This is a genomic window from Pseudonocardia parietis (assembly GCF_017876315.1).
In the GTDB taxonomy this organism is placed as follows: Bacteria; Actinomycetota; Actinomycetes; order Mycobacteriales; family Pseudonocardiaceae; genus Pseudonocardia; species Pseudonocardia parietis.
Genome location: NZ_JAGINU010000001.1, coordinates 5,750,066 through 5,771,390, shown reverse-complemented (window position 1 = coordinate 5,771,390; position 21,325 = coordinate 5,750,066). Strand labels below are relative to the sequence as shown.

23 protein-coding genes are annotated in these 21,325 nt (G+C 73.5%); 13 read left to right on the top strand and 10 right to left on the bottom strand.

Translation table 11 applies throughout. The annotated features are described in order from the left end of the window. Nucleotides 1-62 precede the first annotated feature (62 nt). Entirely contained in the window at nucleotides 63-797 is a 735-nt protein-coding gene (locus tag JOF36_RS27045; protein WP_210032266.1) for a TetR/AcrR family transcriptional regulator, read from the bottom strand. A 152-nt stretch (nucleotides 798-949) separates the two neighbouring features. After that, a complete protein-coding gene (locus tag JOF36_RS27040; protein ID WP_210032264.1) occupies nucleotides 950-1,903 on the bottom strand; it encodes a VOC family protein in 954 nt (317 codons plus the stop codon). A gap of 224 nt (nucleotides 1,904-2,127) precedes the next feature. On the opposite strand from JOF36_RS27040, the gene JOF36_RS27035 reads away from it, so the two are divergent. Further along, nucleotides 2,128-3,120 carry a Rieske 2Fe-2S domain-containing protein gene (locus tag JOF36_RS27035; protein ID WP_210032262.1) on the top strand — a complete coding sequence of 331 codons (993 nt, stop codon included), beginning with the start codon at nucleotides 2,128-2,130 and terminating at the stop codon, nucleotides 3,118-3,120. Nucleotides 3,121-3,161: 41 nt separating this feature from the next. Here the strand turns inward: JOF36_RS27035 and JOF36_RS27030 are convergent, their stop codons facing one another. Then, complete coding sequence (locus JOF36_RS27030; protein WP_210032260.1) at nucleotides 3,162-3,416, bottom strand: hypothetical protein; 255 nt, start codon at nucleotides 3,414-3,416, stop codon at nucleotides 3,162-3,164. A 42-nt stretch (nucleotides 3,417-3,458) separates the two neighbouring features. Beyond that, entirely contained in the window at nucleotides 3,459-3,707 is a 249-nt protein-coding gene (locus JOF36_RS27025; protein ID WP_210032258.1) for a hypothetical protein, read from the bottom strand. Between the two features lie 964 nt (nucleotides 3,708-4,671). Here JOF36_RS27025 and JOF36_RS27020 point away from each other — a divergent pair. The 8 genes from JOF36_RS27020 to JOF36_RS26985 all read left to right on the top strand — a co-directional run bounded on the left by JOF36_RS27020 (nucleotide 4,672) and on the right by JOF36_RS26985 (nucleotide 10,916). Further along, on the top strand, nucleotides 4,672-4,860 hold the full coding sequence (locus JOF36_RS27020) for a hypothetical protein (RefSeq protein WP_210032255.1): 189 nt from the start codon (nucleotides 4,672-4,674) through the stop codon (nucleotides 4,858-4,860). Beyond that, nucleotides 4,857-5,528 carry an isochorismatase family protein gene (locus JOF36_RS27015; RefSeq protein ID WP_210032254.1) on the top strand — a complete coding sequence of 224 codons (672 nt, stop codon included), beginning with the start codon at nucleotides 4,857-4,859 and terminating at the stop codon, nucleotides 5,526-5,528. Before JOF36_RS27020 ends, JOF36_RS27015 begins: the two co-directional genes overlap by 4 nt. After that, nucleotides 5,525-6,763, top strand: coding sequence for a CaiB/BaiF CoA transferase family protein (locus tag JOF36_RS27010; protein ID WP_210032252.1), 1,239 nt, complete (start codon nucleotides 5,525-5,527; stop codon nucleotides 6,761-6,763). Before JOF36_RS27015 ends, JOF36_RS27010 begins: the two co-directional genes overlap by 4 nt. Beyond that, entirely contained in the window at nucleotides 6,760-6,924 is a 165-nt protein-coding gene (locus JOF36_RS40360; RefSeq protein WP_210032250.1) for an SDR family NAD(P)-dependent oxidoreductase, read from the top strand. Before JOF36_RS27010 ends, JOF36_RS40360 begins: the two co-directional genes overlap by 4 nt. Nucleotides 6,925-7,023: 99 nt before the next feature. Beyond that, a complete protein-coding gene (locus tag JOF36_RS27000; protein WP_210032248.1) occupies nucleotides 7,024-8,175 on the top strand; it encodes an acyl-CoA dehydrogenase family protein in 1,152 nt (383 codons plus the stop codon). Continuing rightward, nucleotides 8,175-8,627: a Zn-ribbon domain-containing OB-fold protein gene (locus JOF36_RS26995; protein WP_210032246.1), complete on the top strand. Its 453-nt coding sequence runs from the start codon at nucleotides 8,175-8,177 to the stop codon at nucleotides 8,625-8,627. Before JOF36_RS27000 ends, JOF36_RS26995 begins: the two co-directional genes overlap by 1 nt. Continuing rightward, on the top strand, nucleotides 8,614-9,762 hold the full coding sequence (locus JOF36_RS26990; protein WP_210032244.1) for a thiolase family protein: 1,149 nt from the start codon (nucleotides 8,614-8,616) through the stop codon (nucleotides 9,760-9,762). Before JOF36_RS26995 ends, JOF36_RS26990 begins: the two co-directional genes overlap by 14 nt. Beyond that, nucleotides 9,759-10,916 carry an acyl-CoA dehydrogenase family protein gene (locus JOF36_RS26985; protein WP_210032242.1) on the top strand — a complete coding sequence of 386 codons (1,158 nt, stop codon included), beginning with the start codon at nucleotides 9,759-9,761 and terminating at the stop codon, nucleotides 10,914-10,916. The genes JOF36_RS26990 and JOF36_RS26985 overlap by 4 nt, the downstream gene beginning before the upstream one ends. A 7-nt stretch (nucleotides 10,917-10,923) precedes the next feature. Here JOF36_RS26985 and JOF36_RS26980 read toward each other — a convergent pair whose 3' ends face one another. The 6 genes from JOF36_RS26980 to JOF36_RS26955 form a co-directional block, all read right to left on the bottom strand. Continuing rightward, nucleotides 10,924-11,190, bottom strand: coding sequence for a TetR family transcriptional regulator (locus JOF36_RS26980; protein ID WP_210032240.1), 267 nt, complete (start codon nucleotides 11,188-11,190; stop codon nucleotides 10,924-10,926). 321 nt (nucleotides 11,191-11,511) lie between these two features. Then, a complete protein-coding gene (locus JOF36_RS41070) occupies nucleotides 11,512-12,657 on the bottom strand; it encodes an acyl-CoA dehydrogenase family protein (protein ID WP_210032232.1) in 1,146 nt (381 codons plus the stop codon). Next, nucleotides 12,654-13,928, bottom strand: coding sequence for an acyl-CoA dehydrogenase family protein (locus tag JOF36_RS26970; protein ID WP_210032230.1), 1,275 nt, complete (start codon nucleotides 13,926-13,928; stop codon nucleotides 12,654-12,656). Before JOF36_RS26970 ends, JOF36_RS41070 begins: the two co-directional genes overlap by 4 nt. 13 nt (nucleotides 13,929-13,941) lie before the next feature. Beyond that, complete coding sequence (locus tag JOF36_RS26965) at nucleotides 13,942-14,952, bottom strand: acyl-CoA dehydrogenase family protein (protein WP_210032228.1); 1,011 nt, start codon at nucleotides 14,950-14,952, stop codon at nucleotides 13,942-13,944. After that, nucleotides 14,949-16,139: an acyl-CoA dehydrogenase family protein gene (locus JOF36_RS26960; protein WP_210032226.1), complete on the bottom strand. Its 1,191-nt coding sequence runs from the start codon at nucleotides 16,137-16,139 to the stop codon at nucleotides 14,949-14,951. The genes JOF36_RS26965 and JOF36_RS26960 overlap by 4 nt, the downstream gene beginning before the upstream one ends. Beyond that, a complete protein-coding gene (locus JOF36_RS26955) occupies nucleotides 16,136-16,990 on the bottom strand; it encodes an enoyl-CoA hydratase/isomerase family protein (RefSeq protein WP_307862615.1) in 855 nt (284 codons plus the stop codon). Before JOF36_RS26955 ends, JOF36_RS26960 begins: the two co-directional genes overlap by 4 nt. A 328-nt stretch (nucleotides 16,991-17,318) precedes the next feature. Here JOF36_RS26955 and JOF36_RS26950 point away from each other — a divergent pair, with 328 nt between their 5' ends. The 4 genes from JOF36_RS26950 to JOF36_RS26935 are packed head-to-tail and all read left to right on the top strand — an operon-like array spanning nucleotide 17,319 to nucleotide 21,322. After that, nucleotides 17,319-18,542: a Zn-ribbon domain-containing OB-fold protein gene (locus tag JOF36_RS26950; RefSeq protein WP_210032222.1), complete on the top strand. Its 1,224-nt coding sequence runs from the start codon at nucleotides 17,319-17,321 to the stop codon at nucleotides 18,540-18,542. Further along, nucleotides 18,539-19,699, top strand: a complete 1,161-nt coding sequence (locus tag JOF36_RS26945; RefSeq protein WP_210032220.1) for a thiolase C-terminal domain-containing protein — start codon at nucleotides 18,539-18,541, stop codon at nucleotides 19,697-19,699. The genes JOF36_RS26950 and JOF36_RS26945 overlap by 4 nt, the downstream gene beginning before the upstream one ends. Before the next feature lie 4 nt (nucleotides 19,700-19,703). After that, a complete protein-coding gene (locus tag JOF36_RS39460; RefSeq protein ID WP_210032218.1) occupies nucleotides 19,704-20,135 on the top strand; it encodes a Zn-ribbon domain-containing OB-fold protein in 432 nt (143 codons plus the stop codon). Next, nucleotides 20,132-21,322, top strand: a complete 1,191-nt coding sequence (locus JOF36_RS26935) for a thiolase family protein (RefSeq protein WP_210032216.1) — start codon at nucleotides 20,132-20,134, stop codon at nucleotides 21,320-21,322. The genes JOF36_RS39460 and JOF36_RS26935 overlap by 4 nt, the downstream gene beginning before the upstream one ends. Nucleotides 21,323-21,325 lie beyond the last annotated feature (3 nt).

Below are 21,325 nucleotides of genomic sequence, written 5' to 3'. Positions count from 1 at the left end.
ACGCGTGCGATTTGTTTCACAACGCAACGGAAGCGGGGAGGCGGCGCGCGAGATCCGCGCGGTCAGACGTCGTCGACCTGGTCCGGCCCGGCGAGCTCGTGCGCGTCGTCGGTGATGATCTCGTTCATGTACTGCTCGAGTCGCAGGTCGCCGGAGTGTGCAGGGTGGGTGTCCCTGGCGCGGGCGACGAGTACGTCGAGCAGGCCGTCGGCCAGGGCCGTGGTCGCCTCGAACGGCGTCGGCAGGGCGAGGCTGTGCTGCAGCGAGACGAACCCGTGCAGGGCCGCCCACAACGTGTGAGCGGCCTGGTTCGGCGGCAGGGCCAGGCTCAGCCCCGCGTCGGCGCAGCGCCCCAGCGCGGTGCGGAAGCTCGCTCCGACGCGACGGGACGGGTGCTGGCCGATGCGCTCCAGCTCGGCCGCCGGCTGGCGGACCTCGTACATCAGCCGGTAGTGCCCGGGGTTCTCGAAGGCGAAGGCACAGTAGGCGTGGGCCTGCGCGGCGAGCCGGGCGCGGGGACCGTCGCCCAGTGCGGCGAGATCGGCCTCGTGCATCCGGTCGGCGAGCTGGGCGTACTTGTCGGACAGGGCCGCCCACACCAGCTCGGTCTTGTCGGCGAAGTGCAGGTAGATGCTGGGGGCCGAGACGCCGACCTCCTTGGCCACGGCGCGCATCGTGAGCTTCTCGTCACTGCCCCAGCGATCGAGCAACCGGTTGACCGCGGCCAGCACCTCGTGCCGCAGGCGCTCGCCCTCACCACGGCGGTTGCGCGGTCGCTCCGCCCCGGAGGGATCCACGTGTGCTCCTTGAACACCGGTACGGCCCGGGCCAGCCGGCCGTCGCCGGGCCCGGAGCCTACTACCTCGCGCCTCGGCCCTGCCGATGCCGGCATGGGAGGGGCTGTCGAGACGGCCGTCAGTCGGATGCGGGACCGGCCGGCGCCCCGCTTTCAGGCCGGAGCGGAGGGGCGTCGCACCTGCGAGCGCGGACGTTCCGCCAACTCGACGACGGCCCCGTCCGGGTCGGCGAGGAACAGGACGGTGAAGCCGCCGGTCGGGGTGTCGGGCATCGGAATAGTCACCGGTTCCGGTACCTCCCCGCACCTGCCGTCGGCCGCCAGTGCCGCGGCGGCGGCGCGCACGTCGTCGACGGCGAGGGCCATCCGGTAGAGCCCCTGGGTGTTCGCCGGCCGGCTCGCGCCGTCGCCGCGGCCGGGATCCTCGGTGAACTCCAGCGAGAACGTCGGATCCTCGGGCAGCACGAGCGAGGCCCACGCGCCACCGCCGTCCTGCCCCCGCGCCCGTTCGGTCCAGCCGATCGAGGCGTACCAGCCGAGCGTGCGGTCGAGATCGGTGCACATCATGCGCGCGTGCGAGAGGATGCCGTCGGCCTGCGGATCGCCGGCTACCGGCGGCACCTCCACGACCTCGACCCGGACGCCGTCCGGGTCGGTGGTGTGCAGGCCCGGCAGCGTGCGCCCGCGCACGTTCAGGCCCTTCGACTCTCCGGTCGCCGGATGACCCAGAGCCGTGAGCCGCGCGCCGAGCCGGCCCAGCGAGGGTACGCGGTAACCGATGGCGGTGAAGCCCGACGGAGCCTGGCCCGGCCGCGGCCGGGACGTGGCGGGCCGCGACCAGTCGACGAGCTCGAGTGCGGGCGCGGCCCGGGGGCCGCGCCGGTCGTACAGGAACGTGGTGATGCTGGCCGTGTCGGATCCCAGGCCCATTGCGGTGGCGTCCCCGGAATCCTCCACGGACCGCATCCGGGGCTCGACCCCGAACGCCGCCATGTAGAACGCGACCGCCCGCGGACCGTCGAGCGTGTTGAGGTTGCAGTGCATCGTCGAGTGGGCGTGCTGGACCGGTGGGGCGAGCCCGACCGCGGAACCGGTGGGGGCGTTCATCCGGCCCTCCGACGACGTTCCGCAGAGCTCCGCATCGCCTCGATCATGCGCCGACGGTAGCCGGGAGTTGACAGTTTCGCCAATAGGTTTGCTGAGGCTGTTCCCGGTGCACACCGAGGTTCGTTCGGCTCACGAACGGTCTTGCTCGACGAGAACGTCAACTAGTCTAATCTCTACTGATGGATTCGTCACGAGAAGGGGCAGCTGTGCGAACGACCTTGAGCATGCGTCCGACGGGGTGGTTCCAGATCGGGTGGTCGTCCACCGTTCCGAGTGGTGGAGCCGTCCCGCTGCGGTACTTCGGTCAGGACCTCGTCGCGTGGCGCGATCTGGAGGGCACGGTCCACGTGCTCGATGCGTACTGCCGCCACCTCGGGGCCAACCTCGCGTACGGGGGCAGCGTCACCGTCGACGGACTCCAGTGCCCGTTCCACGGCTGGACCTGGGACGCCGAGGGACGCAACACCGCCATCCCCTATCAGGACCGGACGAACACCGCCCGCCGCATCCGTTCGTGGTCGGTGGTGGAGCGCAACGAGGTGTTGTTCCTCTGGCACGACGAGCTGGGGCGGCCGCCGTACTTCGACGTCCCGGAGGTGACCGAGATCTGCGACGACCTGCGCGGGATAATGCTGCAGCCGGCATTGCCCGACGGCACCTCGCACTTCACCGGCATGCAGGTGCACCCGCAGTACGTCGTCGAGAACGCCGTCGACATCCACCACTTCCGCTTCGTCCACGGGACCGCGAGGAGCCCGGTGATCCTCCGGGAGGAGGTCACCGACCACACCTGGCACAGCGTGGCGGGTTTCGGCCGCCGGTGGGCCGACGGGATCGACCGTCCCGGGGACCGCCGCAACACGATCACGATCCACTGGGTCGGGATCGGCTTCGCCTACAACGCGGAGCAGACACCCGACGGTTGGCGCGTCATGCTCATCTCGACCACCCCGGTCGACGACGAGACCACCGAGGTGTTCGGGACCTACTGGCTCCAGGACCTGCCGGGGGCAGCCGCCGGTGACCGGCGGCGCCGGCTCGACGAGATCATGCGCGCCCTGCCGGAGGACCTCGACATCTGGAACCACCAGATCTACCTGGATCCGCCCGGGCTCGCGACGTCGGAGGGCGCGGGGTTCCGCAAGCTGCGCCGATGGACCGGCCGCTTCTACCCGGAGGCGGGCCCGGGGCACGCCGCACGGGGTGTCGGAGCCTGATCAGGCTCCGTCGGCGGACCAGCGCACCGGCGCACGGAGGGCTAGCGGGTACTGCTCGACGATGCCTTCTCGTCGACCTTGCCCGTGGCCAGGACCGGAAGCTCGTCGACGAGCTCGGCCCTCCGGGGCGTCTTGTACCCCGCGGTCGACGACCTGGTGCGGGAACGGATCTGGTCGGCGGTCCCGGTGGCCCCGGCACCGGGACGATCACCGCGCACACCGCTCCGCCCGAACGCGCGTCCGGAACGCCGATCACCGGGCAGGACGCGACGGCCGCGCCGCAGCGGGTGCGGCATGAGCTACGACCTCACCGACATGCGGGTCTGGATCGGCGACCTCTACCCGGGCCGGCCCATCACCGGCACCTTCGACGCCTTCGACACCTGGACCTGCACCGGCATCGACGTCGAAGTCCCCGGCTCAACGGTGATCCACGCGCCCGTGCCGAGGGGCCCGGCGAGCCGCGGCCCGGCAATCGAGTGCGTGCCACCACGACCGCCGGAGCCGGCGGACGCCGCTGCTGCCAGGTCGGGCAGAGCTGCGGCCGACGCCGCCGGCTGGATCTCCCAGTTGGACGACGGCGACACGGCGAACGGATGCTCCCCAGCGTCCGTCGCCGTGCCGCCGTGTTCTCGGCGCCCGCAGAGCGGCGGCCACCGTGACGACCGCTGCTCCGAGTGCCGATGCCTGTAGGAGCCGCCGCCGAACCGGGCGGCCCTTCTTCCTGTGCTTGCCGTGGTGGCGTGTCACCGTGGCTCAGAGGACGAGGCGCTGACCCGGGAAGATCAGGTCCGGGTTGCGTACTGCGTCGGCGTTGCGGGCTGCGATCTCCCGCCGGGTGGTGTCGCAGGCCGCGGATGCTGGTGAGCGTGTCGCTCTCGGGGTCGGTCCCAGGCTCGGATCCGGGGGTCGGCCCCGGGGTCGTAGGGGTCGTGGCTCGATACAGGACGGTATGAGGGCCGATATCGGTAGCCACCGTGCCGCGGGTACAGACTTCTGGACCGGTTGGTGTTCGCCGCACAACGGGAACGACGCGGTGTCGCCCCACTCATCGGCCCGATCGCGGCAGGTGTGGGAGCGGGTCGGCGGACCAGCCGACGGCGGACCAGCCGGATGCCACGGCCGAGGACCGCGATCCGGTCCTGTCGGCGGGCGCCGCGGCGCGCCAGGGCGCCGAGCAGACGACCCGCCCGGGCGAGGAGCTCGGCGTGGGTGATCGCCGCCCCGCCCTCGACGTACGCCGGGGACCCGTGTCGCGTCGGCGCGGAGCATGTCGCTGAGCGTCAGGTCGGGGGAGGGCATCGTCGCTCCCACGGGTCGGTGATCAGCGGGGCCGGAGGCGCGGTGCCGACGGATGCTCGACCACCGGCCCGCCGACTACTTGACGGAATTGTCAAATCAGCGTTAGCGTACCGCCTCGCGCCCCGAAAGGCGCACAGGCCGACGCCGCCCGACCCGGTGCCCGGGCCGTCGGCCGGAACGGGACCACGACGGCGAGCCGCGGTCCCGCCGCCGCCCGATGCCCCGGCCGCAGCCAGCAGACAGGACGCCATGCAGACCACCTTCCGGACGCCGTCGCGGGCTCTCGAGCGGTACCCGACCTGGATCGGCTCCCCCGAGCTCCGCCGCGCCCCCGCCGCCCCCGCCGCCCCCGCCCGGGCGGCCGACGACCGCCTCGGCCACCCCACGGCCGTCGGCCGGTACGTGTGCGCCGGCGTGGTGGGTCGGGGACGCCGGTGAGCGCCGGGAGGGTGCCCGCCGCGGCCGAGACGGCCGTCGTCCTCGTGGAGTGCCAGCAAGGCGTGCTGGGCGAGGGGTCGGTCCTGCCGGATCTCCGCGACGCCTCGCCGGGTCTGCCGGACGCGGTCGCGCGGCTGGCCGACGTCGCGCGGGCGGCCGGCGCCGTCGTCGTGCACGCGACGTACGAGGGTTCGTACGGTGCGGTCGACCACGGGACCGCCCCGCTGTGGCGCCTGCTCGGCCCGACCACCCGCGCCTGGGCGCCGGGGAGCCACTCCACCGAGATCCTCCCCGGGTTGCGCCACCCGGACGACCTGGTGATCCCACGGCACCACGGGCTGTGTCCCGGCTCCGGCACCGAGCTGTTCCCGGTGCTGCGCGGGCTGGGCCGGCGCTCGGTCGTCCTCGCCGGCGTGTCGCTCAACGTCGCCCTCCCCCTGGCCGCGGGGGAGGCCGTCCACAACGGATTCCGCGTCCTCGTGCCGCGGGACGCGGTCGCGGGGACCCCGGCCGCCTACGGCGAGCAGGTCCTCCGCAACACCATGTCCATGCTCGCCACGGTGACGTCGGTGGCGGAGCTCGCGCAGGCATGGGGTTGCCTGGCGGAAACGTCAGACAAGACAGGCGACGATTCGCACAGCGCTGTGACGAGGGGTGTGGAGCCATGACCACCGAAGCCGTGACGAAGCAGAACTCCCCGATCCTGGATGGCATCCGCGTCGTCGAACTCGCCGCGTGGACGTTCGTCCCCTCGGCGGGCGCCGTCCTCGCGGACTGGGGTGCCGACGTGATCAAGATCGAGCACCCGGAGACCGGCGACCCCCAGCGCGGGCTGATCAGCTCGGGCGTCGTCGCCGGAGCCGGCGCGGTGAACCACTTCGTCGAGCAGCCGAACCGCGGCAAGCGCAGCGTCGGTGTCGACGTCGCGAACCCGGACGGCCTCGAGGTGCTGTACACGCTCGTCGAGTCCGCGGACGTCTTCATCACGAACCTGCTGCCGGACTCGCGCCGGCGGCTGGGCGTCGACGTCGAGGACATCCGGGCTCGCAACCCCCGGATCGTCTACGGCCGCGGGCACGGTTACGGCTCGAAGGGGGACGAGGCCGAACGAGGCGGCTTCGACCTGGCGGCCTACTGGTCGCGCGGCGGGATCGGCGACGCCTACGCGCCGTCGGGCGGAGACTTCCCGCCCGCCCAGCGGCCGGCGTTCGGCGACCTGTTCGGCGGGTTCGCGATCGCCTCCGGCGTCGTCGGCGCACTCCTGCGCCGCGAGCGGACGGGCGAGCCGGCGGTCGTCGACGTCTCGCTGCTCGGCTCCGCGCTCTGGCAGCTCTCGCCGGACGTCGTCGCGGCCGGGATCATCGGCCGCCCGGTCCCGAAGTTCGATCTCGAGGACATGCCGAACCCCGTCGCGAACCTCTACCGCACCGCGGACGGCAGGTTCCTCTCGTTCGTCCTGTTGCAGGCCGACCGGTTCTGGCCGGATCTCTGCGCCCGGATCGGCCGCCCGGACCTGATCACCGACGAGCGCTTCGGCGATGCCCGGGCCCGGTTCGGCAACCGCCGCGAGTGCATCGCGGAGCTGCGCTCCACGTTCGAGTCGCAGCCGCTCGTGCACTGGGAGGAGCAGCTGCGCGGCTTCGACGGCGTGTGGGACGTCCTGCGCGACGCCCGCGAGGTCCACGACGACCCGCAGGTCGTCGCGAACGGGTACCTGCCGCGGCTCCGGACGGACGACGGCACGGCGTTCGCGCTGGTGGACAGCCCCGTCCAGTTCGACGAGCGGCCCAACGCCTCCCGGCGCGCCCCCGAGCACGGCGAGCACACCGACGCCGTCCTGCTCGAGGCCGGGTACGACCACGACAAGATCATCGCCCTGAAGGAGAGCGGGGCGATCCTGTGACGGAGCAGGTCCTCGACGGCCGGACCGCCCTCGTCACCGCTGCGAGCCGCGGGATCGGGGCCGCTGTGGCCCGGCGGTTCGCCGCGGCGGGCGCCGCCGTGGCGATCCTCCCGGCCGGAGGTCCGCCGGTAGCAGCAGTGCCCGCGGGGCAGCACGTCTGAGTCCCCTCCGTCCCGAGGTCGGTCGTCATCGACGAGAGATCCCTCTCCGGTGCCGTCCTACCGACGACAGTTCGACGATGAAGAAGGGCACGGTGGAGCGTGAGTGCCGGAGTCACCGCCGAGCAGCGTGAGCTGCGGAACGCCGTCCGGGCCTTCGTGGAGAAGGAGTCACCGGAGGCCGTCGTACGCGCCACCATGGAGAGCGACCGGGGCCACGACCCAGCCCTCTGGCTCCACATGGCCGAGGGCATCGGGCTGCAGGGGCTGGCGATCCCGGAGGAGTACGGCGGCGCCGGGGCCGGCTACGTCGAGCAGGGTGTCGTGTTCGAGGAGCTGGGCCGGGCCCTCGTATGCGCGCCCTACCTCGCGACGGTCGGGCTCGCGGTCCCGACGCTCCTGGCGTCCGGCGACACCGACGCGGCGGCCCGATGGCTGCCCGAGATCGCCGCGGGCAGGCTCGTCGCGACCGCGGCCCTGACCGGCGAGCGTCGCGGTGCCGACTACACGCGCGTCCGGGCGACCCGTTCCGGCCGGGGCTGGCAGCTGTCCGGGATCGAGCCGCACGTCCTCGACGCGGGCGACGCCGGCCTGCTGCTCGTGGTGGCACGCACGGACTCCGGTACCGGGCTCTTCGCCGTCGAGCTGCCGGCCCCGGGTGTCGAGATCGTCGCGCCGCGCACGTCCGACCTCACCCGGCGCATCGCCCGGGTCACCCTCGCCGGGGCCCCGGCGGTCGCCGTGGGGGCACCGGACGCGGGCCCCGCGATCGTGGCGGACGCGGTTCCCCGCGCCGCCGCACTGCTCGCGTGCGAACAGGTCGGCGGGGCCGCCCGTTCGCTGGAGCTCGCCGTCGAGCACGCCCGGACACGCGTGCAGTTCGGCCGTCCGATCGGCTCGTTCCAGGCGGTCAAGCACCGGTGCGCGGACATGCTCGTCGCCGTCGAGGGCGCGCGGTCGGTCGCATGGAAGGCCGTGCAGGCGGCCGACGCCGACGCCACCGACCTGACCCTGGTCGCGCACATCGCCCACGCCGTCTGTACGGACGCCTACGTCCGGTGCGCCTCGGACACCGTCCAGGTGCACGGCGGCATCGGCTACACCTGGGAACACCCGGCACATCTGCACGTCAAGCGCTCTCGCGGCGCGGCCGCGCTGTTCGGGACGTCGCAGGAGCACCGCACGCTGGTCGGGGAGCTCGCGCCGGTGCTCGGCGCCGGACCCGGCACCGAACCCGAGGAAGGACACATGTGATGACCGCGCAGGTACCCCTGGCGGAGGGCCTCTTCACCTGGCCGGCCGAGCGGCCGGCGCTGATCGCCGGCCGCTCGTCGGACGGGAAGCTGGTCTTCCCCTACCGCACCCACCGGCTCGTCGGAGGCGTCCGCGAGGAGCTCGAACAGGTCGAGCTGCCCCGCCGCGGGAGGCTGTGGACCTTCACCACGCAGCGGTTCCGGCCACCGGCACCCCCGTACACCGGCGACGACACGCCGGAGACGTTCCAGCCGTTCGCCGTGGGCTACGTCGAGCTCGAGGGGGCGCTGCGGATCGAGGCGCGGCTCACCGAGGCCGACCCCGAGAAGCTCTTCATCGGCCAGGAGATGGAACTCGTCGTCGAGCCGTTCGGCGTCGACGCCGACGGGAACCAGACCCTGCTCTACGCCTTCGCCCCGGTCCCGGAAGGAGACGAAGATGACCAGCGGTGACGTCGCGATCATCGGTGTTGGTCTGCACCCCTTCGGGCGCTATCCCGGCAAGTCGGCCCTCGAGATGGGCGAGGACGCCGTCATCGAGGCCCTCGGCGACGCCGGGGTGCAGTGGCCCGACGTCCAGGCCCTCTACGCCGGGAGCATGGAGGTCAAGAACCCCGAGGCGATCGTCGGACTGCTGGGCCTGACCGGGATCCCGGGCCGGGCCGTGTTCACCGGCTGCGCCACGGGCGCGACGTCGCTCGCGATGGCGGCCGACGCGATCCGGCTGGGCGAGCACGACGTCACCGTCGCGGTCGGCCTCGACAAGCACCCGCGCGGCGCCTTCTCCGACCATCCGTCGGTGTCCGGGCTGCCGTCGTGGTACGGCGAGGCGGGGCTCTTCCTCACCACGCACTTCTTCGGGATGAAGATCAACCGGTACATGCACGACCACGGGATCTCCCACCTGGCCCTGGCCCGGGCGGCGGCGAAGGCGTTCCGCAACGGGGCCGCCAACCCGAACGCCTGGCGGCGCAAGGTGCTCACCCCGGAGGAGATCCTGGCGTCACCGGTCCTGAACTACCCGTTGCGGCAGTTCATGTACTGCGGTCCGGACGAGGGCGCGGCCGCCGTCGTCCTGTGCCGGGCGGACCAGGCCCACAAGTACACGAGCACCCCGATCCACCTGAGGGCGAGCACCCTGTTCTCGCGGCGCGAGGGCGCGTTCGAGCTGCTGAGCCCGTCGCTGCCGATCGAGTCGGCGCCGAGCCCGACGGTGTTCGCGTCGCGGGCGGCCTTCGAGCGCGCCGGACTGGGCCCGGACGACGTCGACGTCGTCCAGCTGCAGGACACCGACGCCGGGTCGGAGATCATCCACATGGCGGAGAACGGGTTCTGCAAGGACGGCGAGCAGGAGAAGCTGCTCGCCGACGGCGACACGGAGATCGGCGGCAGGCTCCCGGTCAACACCGACGGCGGGCTGATCGCCAACGGCGAGCCCGTCGGTGCCTCCGGGCTCCGCCAGATCTACGAGCTCGCCAACCAGCTGCGCGGCCGGGCCGGTGACCGGCAGGTGGAGCGGGCCCGGGTTGGCTACGCCCAGCTCTACGGCGCGCCGGGAACCGCCGCCGTGACGATCCTGTCGACATGAGCGGCGGGGATCCCTCGACGGCGGCGGTGTTCCGGGCCGAGGCTCGGTCCTGGCTCGCCTCCGTGGCGAAGCCGGACGGGCTGCGCGACTACGGCCCGACACCCACCGCGCAGGACGTCCCGGCGGGCCGCGCCTGGCAGCAGACCCTCGCCGCGGCCGGCTACGCCTGCCTGCACTGGCCGACGCGGTGGGGCGGGCGTGACGCGGACGTGGCCGAGCAGGCGGCGTTCGCGGAGGAGGCGGCGCACGCGGGCGTACCCCGCCAGCTCAACATCGTCGGCCCGGACCTCGTCGGCCCGGTGCTGATGGCCTTCGGCTCGGACGCGCAGCGCGAGCGGTTCCTGCCGCGGATCCTCACCGGTGACGACATGTGGTGCCAGCTGTTCTCCGAGCCGGACGCGGGTTCGGACCTGGCCGCGGTGCGGACGCGGGCGGTGCGGGGCGACGACGGCCGGTGGCGGGTCGACGGGCAGAAGGTGTGGACCAGCGGCGGCGACGGGGCCGAATTCGGGCTGCTGCTGGCCAGGACCGGCGGTCCCGGCCACGGCGGCCTCTCGGTGTTCGTCGTGCCGATGGACGCGCCGGGGGTCCTGGTGCGCCCGTTGCGCCAGATGGACGGCGAGAGCAAGTTCAACGAGGTGTTCCTCTCCGGGGTCGAGCTCGCCCCGGACGCTCTGGTCGGCGAGGAGGGCCAGGGCTGGCGGGTGGCGACGGCGACGCTGGGCCGGGAGCGCCTCTCCCTCGGCGCCAACGCGGTCGGGATGTTCCGCGCCCTCGACGACCTCGTGGCCGCGGCCCGGCAGCGGAACCGGCTCGACGAGCACCTGCGCGGCAGGGTCGTCGAGCTGTGGATCCGCGTCTGGCAGCTGCGCGCGACGTGGGAACGGGCGATCGCCGAGGGTGCCGAACCGGGCGCCCCGTCGTTCTCGGTCCTGAAGCTGCTGACGTCCGAGACGCAGCGCGACATCGGCGACCTGGGCGTCGAGGCGCTCGGGCCGGACGCGGTCTGGTCGGAGGACGACGAGCCGCTCGTGCACCGGATGCTTGTCGGGCACGCGCAGACGATCCTCGGCGGCACCAGCGAGATCCAGCGCAACATCCTGGCGGAGCGGGTGCTCGGGCTGCCGCGGGAGCCGGTCCGACCGTCCGCGTGACGGGCGGTCACCGCCCGACCGGCGGGCGGCCGGCGTCGAGCATGCCGACGACGAACCTGGTCAGCGTGTGCACCAGGTCGTCGTCGTGTATGGCCGCACCTCGCGGAAGGCGCTCGGCCTCAGCGCGTCGAAACACCTCCCGCTTGCCGCGGAAGCAGGTGTAGGAGCCGGTGCGGGAGATCCCGCACCGGTCCGTGATGTCGCCGATGCGGGCCCCGGCGTATCCCTGGTCCAGGAAGAGCAGGTGGGCGCGCCCGGCGTCGTCGACCCGCACGAGGTCGCCGGTGTGCCAGCCGCCCGGGAGAGCGCGGGCCGTGTCCTCGGGCCGGTTCCGGTAACCGCTGGTCAGCCGGGGCCCCGGACGAGCAGCTCGCCGGTGCCCGATGCCGCGTCCGGTCCGTCCGGGCGGAGCTCAGTCGCGGCGACGGCGGTTCCGACGGAGTCGGCGTGGGCCGGGCGAGTCGCGCGGTGGAGCCGGCCGCGCCGCGTAAGGGAGCAGCGCGGCCGCCTTGTGAGCCAGACGGCTGGCGGGGCTCCAGATCGCGACTTGCCTGGTTCCACATCGCGACTCGCGCGGTCTTGGAGCGCGACTCGCTCACACGCCCACCCGCGTCAGGAGCCGCTCGTGGTAGACGGCGGGGCCGCCGAAGAGCAGCTGGGACGCCTTGGCCCTGCGGTAGTACAGGTGCGCCGGGTGCTCCCAGGTGAACCCGATCCCACCGTGCACCTGGATGTTCTCGGCCGCCACCGCCATGAACGCCTCGGAGCACACGGAGTGGGCGACGGCGGCGGCGATGCCGGCGGCCGGCGCGCCCTCGATCCCGTCGACGGCCCGTGCGGCCTCCCGGGCCGCGGCGTCGGCGACCTGCACCCGGGTGAACATGTCCGCGCACTTGTGCTTGACGGCCTGGAAGGTGCCGATGGGTCTGCCGAACTGCATGCGCTCGGTCGCGTAGCGGGCGCTGGCGGCGAGGCAGGCGCGTGCCCCGCCGACCTGCTCGGCGGCGAGAGCCGCCGTCGCGACGTCCAGGACGCGGTCCAGGACGGCTGGGAGGGACGCGGGGTCGCCCACCGGCTCGGCGTGGACCCCGTCCAGGTCGAGCCGGGCCATCCGGCGCGTCGGGTCGAGGGTGCGCAGCGGCGTCCGTGCCAGGCCCGGGGCGTCGCCGTCGATCACGTGCAGTGCGGGTCCGTCCGGACCGTCGGCGACGACGAGGACGACGTCCGCGGTCGCCCCGTCCAGGACGATCGGCGCGATGCCGTCGAGGACGGCTCCGGTACGGCCACCGGTGGCGGTGACGCGGAGGCCGGCCCCGACGTCCCAGCTCCCGGCGTGATCGGGAACGGCGAGCGTCGCCGTCAGGGTTCCGGCGGCGATAGCGGGCAGGAGCCGCTCCGCCGTCGCGACGTCCCCGGACGCCACGACCGCCGTGGCGGCGAGGACCACCGTGGACAGGAACGGCGAGGGCAGCAGGGCCTCACCCATCTCCTCCAGGACGACGCCCAGCTCGACCAGCCCTAGCCCGTCCCCGCGGTGCTCGACCGGCACGATCAGCGCCTGCAGGCCCAGCTGATCGGCCATCTGCCGCCAGACCTTCTCGTCGTGGCCGCGCTCCGACCCCATGGCGGTGCGGACGGCGTGCTCGTCGGACTTGGCCGCGAGGAAGCCCCGGACCGCCGCGCGGAGCTCGGCGAGCTCGGTCTCGGACGGCGCGGCCGTCCCCGTTCCGGTGCCGTTCACGAGCCGGTCGTCCCGGACCGGCGGAGCTCGCGGAAGGGCGACGTCGAGTCGATGCCGGGTTCCTTGGGCAGGCCGAGAATCCGCTCGGCCAGGATGTTCTTCATGATCTCCTCGGTGCCCCCCAGGATCCGCAGCGCGGGGGTGGAGAGCAGCAGTTCGGTCCAGGAGTAGGTGCCCCACTCGCCGGTGTCGGCGATCAACCTTGGGCCGACGACCTCGGCGGCGAAGTGGGCACCCCGGGTGAGGTTCCGGGCGTACATGAGCTTGGAGACCGAGGCCTCGGGGCCCGGCTGGGTACCGGCACGGAGCTTGCGGATCGCCTGGTGGTTGAGGTACTCGGTGGCCGCCTGGTCCGCGTAGAGCTCGGCCAGCCGTCGCCGCGCGGCACCGTCGTCGAGCCGGCCGTTGGCGCGGAGCAGCTCGGTCAGGAACGGCAGCGACAGGGCCCGGGCCGCCGGCCCGGCGCCCTCCCCGCCGACCGTGGCCCGCTCGTTCATCAGGGTGGTCAGGGCGACCCGCCACCCGCCGTCGACGTCGCCGAGGCGGTGGTCGTCGGGAACGCGGACGCCGGTGAGGAAGACCTCGTTGAAGTCCGCCCCGCCGCTCATCTGGCGCAGTGGGCGGACCTCGACCCCCGGCGTCGACATGTCCACCAGCAGGGCCGTGATGCCCTTGTGCTTCGGCAGGTCCGGGTTCGTGCGGCACAGGCACAGGCCGATCTGGGCGTGCTGGGCGACGGAGGTCCACACCTTCTGGCCGTCGACGACCCAGTCGTCGCCGTCGCGGACCGCGCGGGTCTCGACGCTCGCGAGGTCCGATCCCGCGGACGGCTCGCTGAAGAGCTGGCACGCGATCGCGTCCCCGCGGTACATCGCCGGCAGGTACCGGTCCTTGATGTGGTCGCGGGCGTGGGTCAGGATCGTCGGCCCGATCATGCCGAGCCCGATCAGGGACAGCACCCCGGTATCCGGGACGTCGTACTCGGCCTCGAGCCCGTCGTAGACCAGGTCGTGCAGGGTGCTCAGCTCGCGTCCGCCGTAGGCCCGCGGCCCGGTCACCCAGCCGAACCCGTTCTCGTAGCGCGTCCTCTGCCACGCCCGGGACTCGGCGACCTTGGCCGCGTCGACCTCGGGCGGGTCCGTGCTGAAGTAGGTGATCCGGTCCTCGCCGACACCCCATTCGGGCAGGTCCGCGGAGCTGGTGCGTCGGGTGGCGTTCGCCTCGAGGAACTCGCGGGCCGCCGCGACGAACTCGTCCATCTCACTCGGCATCGGTCCACCTCTCCTAGAGCCGGGCGACGGGGTCGATGCCGGCGCCGAGGAGCATCGCCGTCCCCATCGACTCGGCGAGCAGGCGGCGACCGCCCAGCAGCACGTCGAGTGCGCCCGCACGGGAGACGTAGCGGTGCACGGAACCCTCCCGGGAGACGCCCATGGCGCCGTGCACCTGGACGACGTCCCGCATGATCCGGGCCTGGGCGCGGCCTGCCTGCAATTTGGCCAGGGCGGCGGCCCACATCGCCCCACCGGGGTCGTCGGCCACCTCCCACGCCGACCGGAGCACGCCGCGCGCCCCCTCCAGCGCGACGAGGCCTTCGGCGAGCCGATGCCGCACGGCCTGGAACTCCGCGATCGGCCTGCCGAACTGCCGGCGGTCGGAGGTGTGCCGGACGGCGATCTGCAGTGCGGCGTCGCAGGTGCCGAGGATCTCCGCGGCGAGGGCGCGCTGCGCGGCCGCGGCCGCCGCCGTCCAGGCGGTCCCGGCCGGGATCCGCTCGTGGGGCGAGGACGGCCGTGCCCCGGACACCGTGACCCACCCGGCCGTGTCGAATCCCTGCACGGGGTGGGCGAGGGGCGCGAGGACCGGCGCGGGGTGGACGTCGAGCTGGACGGATCGCTCGCCGTCGGTGTCGTGGGTGGTGGCGACGACGATCTCGTCGACGGTGCCCGGCGGGGCCAACAACACCCCGGTCAGGGTGCTGCCGTGCCTGCTCGGCTCGTCCCCGTCCGCCGGGGTGGGGAGCAGCACCGCCCGGGTGCCCCTCGCCGGGGGGAGCACGGGGTCGAGCTCGGCGAGCAGGACGGCGTCGAGCGCCCGGGTGCAGGCCAGTGAGCGTCCCTGCTCGGTGAACAGCAGGGTCGTCGCGGTGGCCGGGTCCTCGGCGGCCACCTCGGCCCAGCCGAGCTCGTCGAGGGCCGGACCGAGGTCCCCGCCGGGCGGGAGCGCGGCGAACAGCTCGCGCACGGACCCGGTGAGGAGATCGAGGGTGGCGGCGTCGAGGGAGGTCGTCGTCATGCGCTCGTCTCCTTGGGCAGGCCGAGCACGTGGTCGGCGAGGATCGTCCGCTGCACCTCGGCCGAGCCGCCCATGATCGTCGAGGCCCGGCTGTACCACCAGTCCGCCCGCCACTGCGCCGCGTGCGTCTCGGCGGAGAGGATGAAGTCACCTCCGAGGAGCTCGCGGGCGAGATCGTGCAGACCGGTCTCGGCCGTGGCGAGCAGGACCTTGTCGATGCTCGCCTCCGGCCCCACCGTCGCGCCCGAGGCCAGTCGCCGCACGGTCTCGGCGCTGCGCGCCCGCAACGCGACGATGTCCGCGTAGACCTCGGCGAACCGGACGGCGTCGCCGTCGTGCGTCGACCGGGCGCCCACCTGCTCGCGCAGCTCGCGCAGGCGGCGGAGGGCGGTCGTGGAGCTGAGCCACGCGTACATCGCCCGTTCGAACTGGAGCAGGTACATCGCGACGGTCCAGCCCCCGCCCTCCTCGCCGACCGCGCGCCGTGCCGGCACCCGGGCGTCGTCGAAGAAGACCTCGGCCAGTTCGTTGTGGCCGCTGGCGAGGGCGAGGGGACGGACGGACACCCCCGGGGTGTCGGCGTCGATCAGGAGCATGGTGAGCCCCCGGTGCCGGCTCTCGGCGGTCCCCGTCCGGACGAGGCACATCAGGCGGGTCGCGGTCGCGCCGTGGCTGGTCCAGAGCTTCTGCCCGGACACCACGTAGTCCTCCCCGTCGCGGCGGGCCCGGCACCGCAGGGCGGCGAGATCGCTCCCCGCCTCGGGTTCGGAGAAGCCCTGGCCCCACCACTCGTCACCGCGCAGGTAGCGGGGCAGCAGCTCCGCGGCCAGCTCGGGGGCGAACCGGACCAGGGGCGGCCCGAGGGTCTCGAGCATCAGGTGCGGCTCGGGGACCGGGAGGCCCGCCGCGCTGAGCTCGTCGTAGAGGATCGCGCGGTGCCGCTCGTCCCCACCGAGCCCGCCGGCGTCGGCGGGCCAGCCGTAGCGGTTCCAGCGCCCGCGGTGCAGACCGGACATGAGGACGGCGTGCTCGGTGATCCGCTCCTCGGTCGTCCGGTGGTGACGGTTCCGCCAGCGATCGAGTGACGCGTCGCTGCCGAGGTAGGCGCGCAGCGCCGCGCGATACGCCTCCGGGTCCGAGGCCAGGGTCGTCGGGCCGGGGGCGGGCGGTGCGACTGTCCCGGTCACGACGTCGTCCGCGCGGCCTTCTCCGTCCGCGCACGCGAACGGGCGAGGAAGCCGTTGACCACAGCCTGGTGCTCCGGGGTGTCGAAGGAGTGGAACTCCTCGTGCAGCGCGTACTCCAGGACTCCGGCGACGGCGCGCTTGATGTGCATGTTCAGTGCGCGCTTGGTGCTCTGCACGGCCTGCGGTGGCTGGGCTGCGAGCTTCTCGGCGAGCGCGATCGCCTGGTCGAGGAGCTGGTCGCCCGGGACGACCCGGTTGGCGAGGCCCAGGACGACCGCCTGGTCGGCGGGGATGCGCTCGCTGGTGAACAGGTACTCCTTGGCGCGCAACATCCCCATGAGGAGCGGCCACGTCGGCGCGCCTCCGTCGGCCGCGGTGAGGCCGACGCCGACGTGCGGGTCGGCGATGAACGCATCCTCGGCGATGAGCACGATGTCGCTGCAGACGGCGAGGTTGCAGCCGAGCCCGACCGCGGCGCCGTTGACCGCGGCGACGACCGGGAGCGGGAACTCGATCATCTCGGTGAGCAGCCGGCGGGCGCCGTCGATCTCCTTGCGGCGCAAGACCTTGTCGTCCCACAGCTCGACGAAGTGGTCGAAGTCCCCGCCTGCGCTGAAGGCGCGGCCGGCGCCGGTCAACACGACCGCGCGGGCATCCGGGTCCTTGGCCAGGTGCGCCCAGACGGCGATCAGGGACTCGTGGAGCGCCTCGTTGGTCGCGTTCATGGCGTCCGGACGGTTGAGGGTCACGATGCGCACCGCCCCCTTGCTCTCGACGAGCAGCTCGGGGGCGAAGGGTCCCCCCGAGCCGGTCGAGTCGCTCGTGGTCTGCGTTGACGGCTCTGCTGCCACTGCCACTCCTACTCCGGGGCCGGGCTCGACCGGCCGTTCACTGGGCGCGACCTCGCAGGACGACCGGGTCTCGACAGGGACGTCAACATCACCGGCTACGCCTCGAGGCCCGTGTGGAGCAGCGCGAGAACCCGCGCTTGCGAGCGCCACTGGGCACATCACAGAGATGTTTGACGAAAATGTCAAGTCGCTCTACGGTCGATCTCGGTTGGCTCCTGACGGCCCGACCGGCGAAGGAGCGAACGGGCGCTCCCGTCATGGGGATCACCCCGCCGGGCCCCGCCGGCCTGCGGATGTCCTGACCACACGAGGAGCGGAGACGACGACGATGTCCGGATCGAGGGCGCTCGCCGCGGTCGGCACCTACCTGCCGCCCTGGGGAGACGGGCGCGGGCGGACCACAGGGCCCGACGAGGACGCGGTGACGCTGGCCGTCGCCGCCGGGCGCGCAGCCCTGGGCGAGGCGGGACCGCAGGTCCGAGCCGTGGTGTTCGTGACGCGGGAGCTGCCGTTGCTCGTCGGCGGCAACGCCGCCGCCCTGCTGGCCGGGATCGGGCTGCCGGACGACGTCCCGGTGACCGAGCAGGTCGGCGGGGCGCCCGCGGTCCTCGACGCGCTCGCCGGCGCGGCCCCGGGCACGCTCGTCGTAGCCGCGGACGCGCAGGCCGGGGCGCCGGCGGGCGCCGCGGCGGCACTGGTCGGGGACACCGGCGTGCCGATCGAGCTGGTCGACCGGGTGGTCCGCAGCCTCCCCGTGCAGAGCCGGGTGGACGGGGGGCCCGCTCGGGACTACGCCGATCCGCGGCTGCAGCGCGAGCGTGGCCTGGGGCCTGCGGTCGAGGCCCTCGAGCTGAGCGACAAACCGGTCGCGGTGGCGGGGCTCGCCGCCAAGCAGGCCGCGGCGCTCTCCGTCGGCCAGGCGCCCCGGCTGCCGACCCTCGGGGCGAGCGCCGCCCTGTTCGCCCTCGCGGGCCTGGAGCAGGTCGGCACGGGCGGCCTGGTCCTCGCCGTCGAGCAGGCCTCGGCGACCGCGATCCGGATCGGCGGCGTGCCCGCGGTCCGCCGCGACGAGCCCGCGGTCAGGGCACCGCAGCGCACCGTCGACAACCCGGGCCCGGAGATCGCGATCTCGCTGGCCGCCTACGAGCGGGCCTTCGACGCGAAGCTGCGCTGGGAGGCGGGTCGGTGCGACGCGTGCGGCACCTTGGCCATGCCCCCTCGGTTCCGCTGCCTGGGGTGCGGCTCGGAGGCGGGCTGGTCGTCGGCGCCGTTGCCCCGGACCGGTGCCGTGTACACCGGCGTGACGGTGCACGTGCCCGTCCCGGGCCTCCCCACGCCGTACTCCCTCGCCATCGTCGAGCTCGACGGCGTCGACGTCCGCGCCCTGGTGAAGGTCACCGGCGTGCCGGCCGGCACCACCGAGATCGGGGACCGCGGCCGGCTCGTGCTGCGCCGGGTCGCGGTCCGCTCCGGGATCCCGGACTACGGGTACGCGCTCTTCCCCGACCCTCGCCCGGCGGACGCCGGCCAGCGTGAAGGAGCCGCCCGATGAGACGCGTCGCGATCGCCGGGGCCGGTATGACGCCGTTCGCCGAGCACTTCGGTCTCGGGATCAAGGAACTCGTGCCGATGGCCGTCTCCGAGATGGCCGCTCATGTGGACAAGGGGCTCGACCGCGCCGACATCGAGGCGGCCTGGTTCGGTGAGCTGACCACGACCGACGGCTTCCCGTCCGGCATCCTCGCCGACACCTGCGGCCTGCTCGACATCCCCGTCACCAGGGTCGAGAACGCGTGCGCGACCGGGAACGACGCGGTGCGCAACGCGACCTACGCCGTCGCGTCCGGCGCCGTGGACGTCGCCCTCGTCGTCGGGGCGGACAAGGTCCGCGAGTCGTCGGCGCGGGGCACGTTCTGGGAGTGGGCCGGGCTGACCCGGGACATGGCCTGGGACTACCCGCTGGGCCTCATTGCCCCGGCCAACTTCGCGCTGCACGTCGCCCGGTACCTGCACGAGTCGCCCGCGACCAGGGAGCACCTCGCGATGGTGGCGGTGAAGAACCACAAGCACGCGGTGCCGAACCCGAAGGCGCAGCTGCGGTACGAGATCACGCTGCAGCAGGCGCTCGATGCGCCGATCGTGGTGGCCCCGTTCGGGCTCTACGACTGCACCCCGCAGAGCGACGGGGCCGCGGCGCTGCTGCTCGTGGCCGAGGACGTCGTCGACCGCTACACCGACCGGCCGGTCTGGGTCCGCGGCGTGGGGCTGGGCCTCGACCGGGTCATGCACCAGCACAAGAAGGACATGACGACGTTCCCGCCGACGGTCAAGGCCTCCCGCGCGGCGTATGCCATGGCCGGGCTCGGTCCGGAGGACATCGACGTCGCCGAGGTGCACGACTGCTTCACCGGGGTCGAGCTGATCAGCTACGAGGACCTCGGGTTCGTCGAGAGGTTCGAGGCGTACACGCTGATCGAGAACGGCACGACCGCCGTCGGCGGCAGCAAGCCGGTGAACCCCAGCGGCGGCCTGAAGGCGAAGGGGCACCCGCCGGGCGCGACGGGCGTCGCGCAGTGCGTGGAGCTGTTCGAGCAGCTCCGGGGCCAGGCGGCCAACCAGGTCGACGGGGCCCGCAACGCCCTCGCGCACAACATCGGGGGACCGACCGCGGTCTCCGCCGTCACCGTCCTGTCCAGCGAGAAGGGCTGACCCGGTGACGGCCGCCTACACCAGGCCCGGGACCCGGCTGCTGCCCGATCCGACGCCGGAGTCCGAGCCCTTCTGGACCGGGGGCGCGAACGGCGACCTGCTCGTCCACCGCTGCCGGTCGTGTACCCGGTGGTTCCACCCGCCGGCCCCGGTGTGCTTCCGGTGCCGCAGCCTGGACGTCGGGCCCGAGCCCGCATCCGGGCGGGGCCGGGTGGCGGCCTTCACGATCAACCGCCAGCCGTGGATCCCGGCGTACCCGCCGCCCTACGTCGTGGCGATGATCGAGCTCGCCGACGAGCCCGACGTCCGCCTCGTCAGCAACGTCGTGGACGTCGCGCCGGAGGACGTCCACGTCGGGTTGACCGTGGACGTGTTCTTCGAGCAGTGGGACGACGTGTGGATCCCGCTGTTCCGCCCGGTCGGAGGCGTCCGATGACCCGCGGTGGCCCGTTCGAGGGCCGCGCGGTGCTCACCGGCGCGGGCAAGTCCCGGATCGGCCGCAAGCTCGGGCGGTCGGGCCTGTCCCTCACCGTCGAGGCCTGCCTGCGCGCGATCTCCGACGCCGGGCTGACCCCGGACGACATCGACGGCGTCGCGAGCTACCCGGGCCCCGGGGTGCCGGACCGGGGCTTCTCCGGGGCGGGCGTGCACGACCTGCGCAACGCCCTGGGCCTGCGCAGCCGCTGGTACATGTCCGGGATGGAGACGGCCGGGCAGATCGGCCCGGTCATCGAGGCGTGCATGGCGGTCAGCCTCGGGTTCGCCGAGCACGTCCTGGTGTTCCGGTCGGTGTGGGAGTCGACGGCGCAGGGGTCGGCGGGGCGCGCGTCGGTGCTCGTCGGCTCGGGGCGTGCGCCCGCCCACCTCGAGTACATGGCGCCCTTCGGTGCGCCGTCGGCGACCAACTGGCTCGCGATGCCGGCACAGCGGTACATGCACGACCACGGGCTGACCCGCGAGCAGCTCGGCGCGATCGCCGTCAACGCGCGCGGCAACGCCACGCTGAACCCGGATGCGATCTTCCGGGAGCCGCTCGAGTTGGAGGAGTACCTCGATGCGCGGATGATCTCCGAGCCGCTCTGCCTGTACGACTGCGACGTCCCGTGCGACGGGGCGACGGCCGTCGTCGTGTCGCGGCGCGAGGCGGCGACGGGGTTGCGTCGCCATCCGCTGACGGTCGAGTCCGCCGGCACCGGGATCTTCGAACGCGCCACCTGGGACCAGCGGACCGACCTGACCACGATGGCGGCCCACGACGCCGCGCAGACCCTGTGGGAACGGACCGACCTGCGTCCCGCCGACGTCGACCTGGCCCAGCTGTACGACGGCGTCAGCTTCCTGACCGTCATCTGGCTGGAGGCCCTCGGGTTCTGCGAGCGGGGCAAGGTCGGCGACTTCGTCGAGGGCGGCCATCGGATCGCCCTCGACGGGGAGCTCCCGCTCAACACGAGCGGCGGCCAGCTGTCCGCGGGCCGGTTGCACGGCCTGGGGTTCCTGCACGAGGCGTGCGTCCAGCTCTGGGGCGAGGCGGGGGAGCGGCAGGCCCCGCTACATCCGGAGATCGCCGCCGTGGGCGTCGGCGGCGGTCCCGTCGCCGGCGCCATGGTGATCAGCACGAGATGACCC

Bases quoted from the DNA above. Each gene is read 5' to 3' on its own strand.
- JOF36_RS27040 (WP_210032264.1), bottom strand. From the start codon at position 1,903: ATGAACGCCCCCACCGGTTCCGCGGTCGGGCTCGCCCCACCGGTCCAG.
- JOF36_RS27035 (WP_210032262.1), top strand. From the start codon at position 2,128: ATGCGTCCGACGGGGTGGTTCCAGATCGGGTGGTCGTCCACCGTTCCG.
- JOF36_RS27030 (WP_210032260.1), bottom strand. From the start codon at position 3,416: ATGCCGCACCCGCTGCGGCGCGGCCGTCGCGTCCTGCCCGGTGATCGG.
- JOF36_RS27020 (WP_210032255.1), top strand. From the start codon at position 4,672: ATGCAGACCACCTTCCGGACGCCGTCGCGGGCTCTCGAGCGGTACCCG.
- JOF36_RS27010 (WP_210032252.1), top strand. From the start codon at position 5,525: ATGACCACCGAAGCCGTGACGAAGCAGAACTCCCCGATCCTGGATGGC.
- JOF36_RS26995 (WP_210032246.1), top strand. From the start codon at position 8,175: ATGACCGCGCAGGTACCCCTGGCGGAGGGCCTCTTCACCTGGCCGGCC.
- JOF36_RS26990 (WP_210032244.1), top strand. From the start codon at position 8,614: ATGACCAGCGGTGACGTCGCGATCATCGGTGTTGGTCTGCACCCCTTC.
- JOF36_RS26985 (WP_210032242.1), top strand. From the start codon at position 9,759: ATGAGCGGCGGGGATCCCTCGACGGCGGCGGTGTTCCGGGCCGAGGCT.
- JOF36_RS26970 (WP_210032230.1), bottom strand. From the start codon at position 13,928: ATGCCGAGTGAGATGGACGAGTTCGTCGCGGCGGCCCGCGAGTTCCTC.
- JOF36_RS26965 (WP_210032228.1), bottom strand. From the start codon at position 14,952: ATGACGACGACCTCCCTCGACGCCGCCACCCTCGATCTCCTCACCGGG.
- JOF36_RS26950 (WP_210032222.1), top strand. From the start codon at position 17,319: ATGTCCGGATCGAGGGCGCTCGCCGCGGTCGGCACCTACCTGCCGCCC.
- JOF36_RS26945 (WP_210032220.1), top strand. From the start codon at position 18,539: ATGAGACGCGTCGCGATCGCCGGGGCCGGTATGACGCCGTTCGCCGAG.
- JOF36_RS26935 (WP_210032216.1), top strand. From the start codon at position 20,132: ATGACCCGCGGTGGCCCGTTCGAGGGCCGCGCGGTGCTCACCGGCGCG.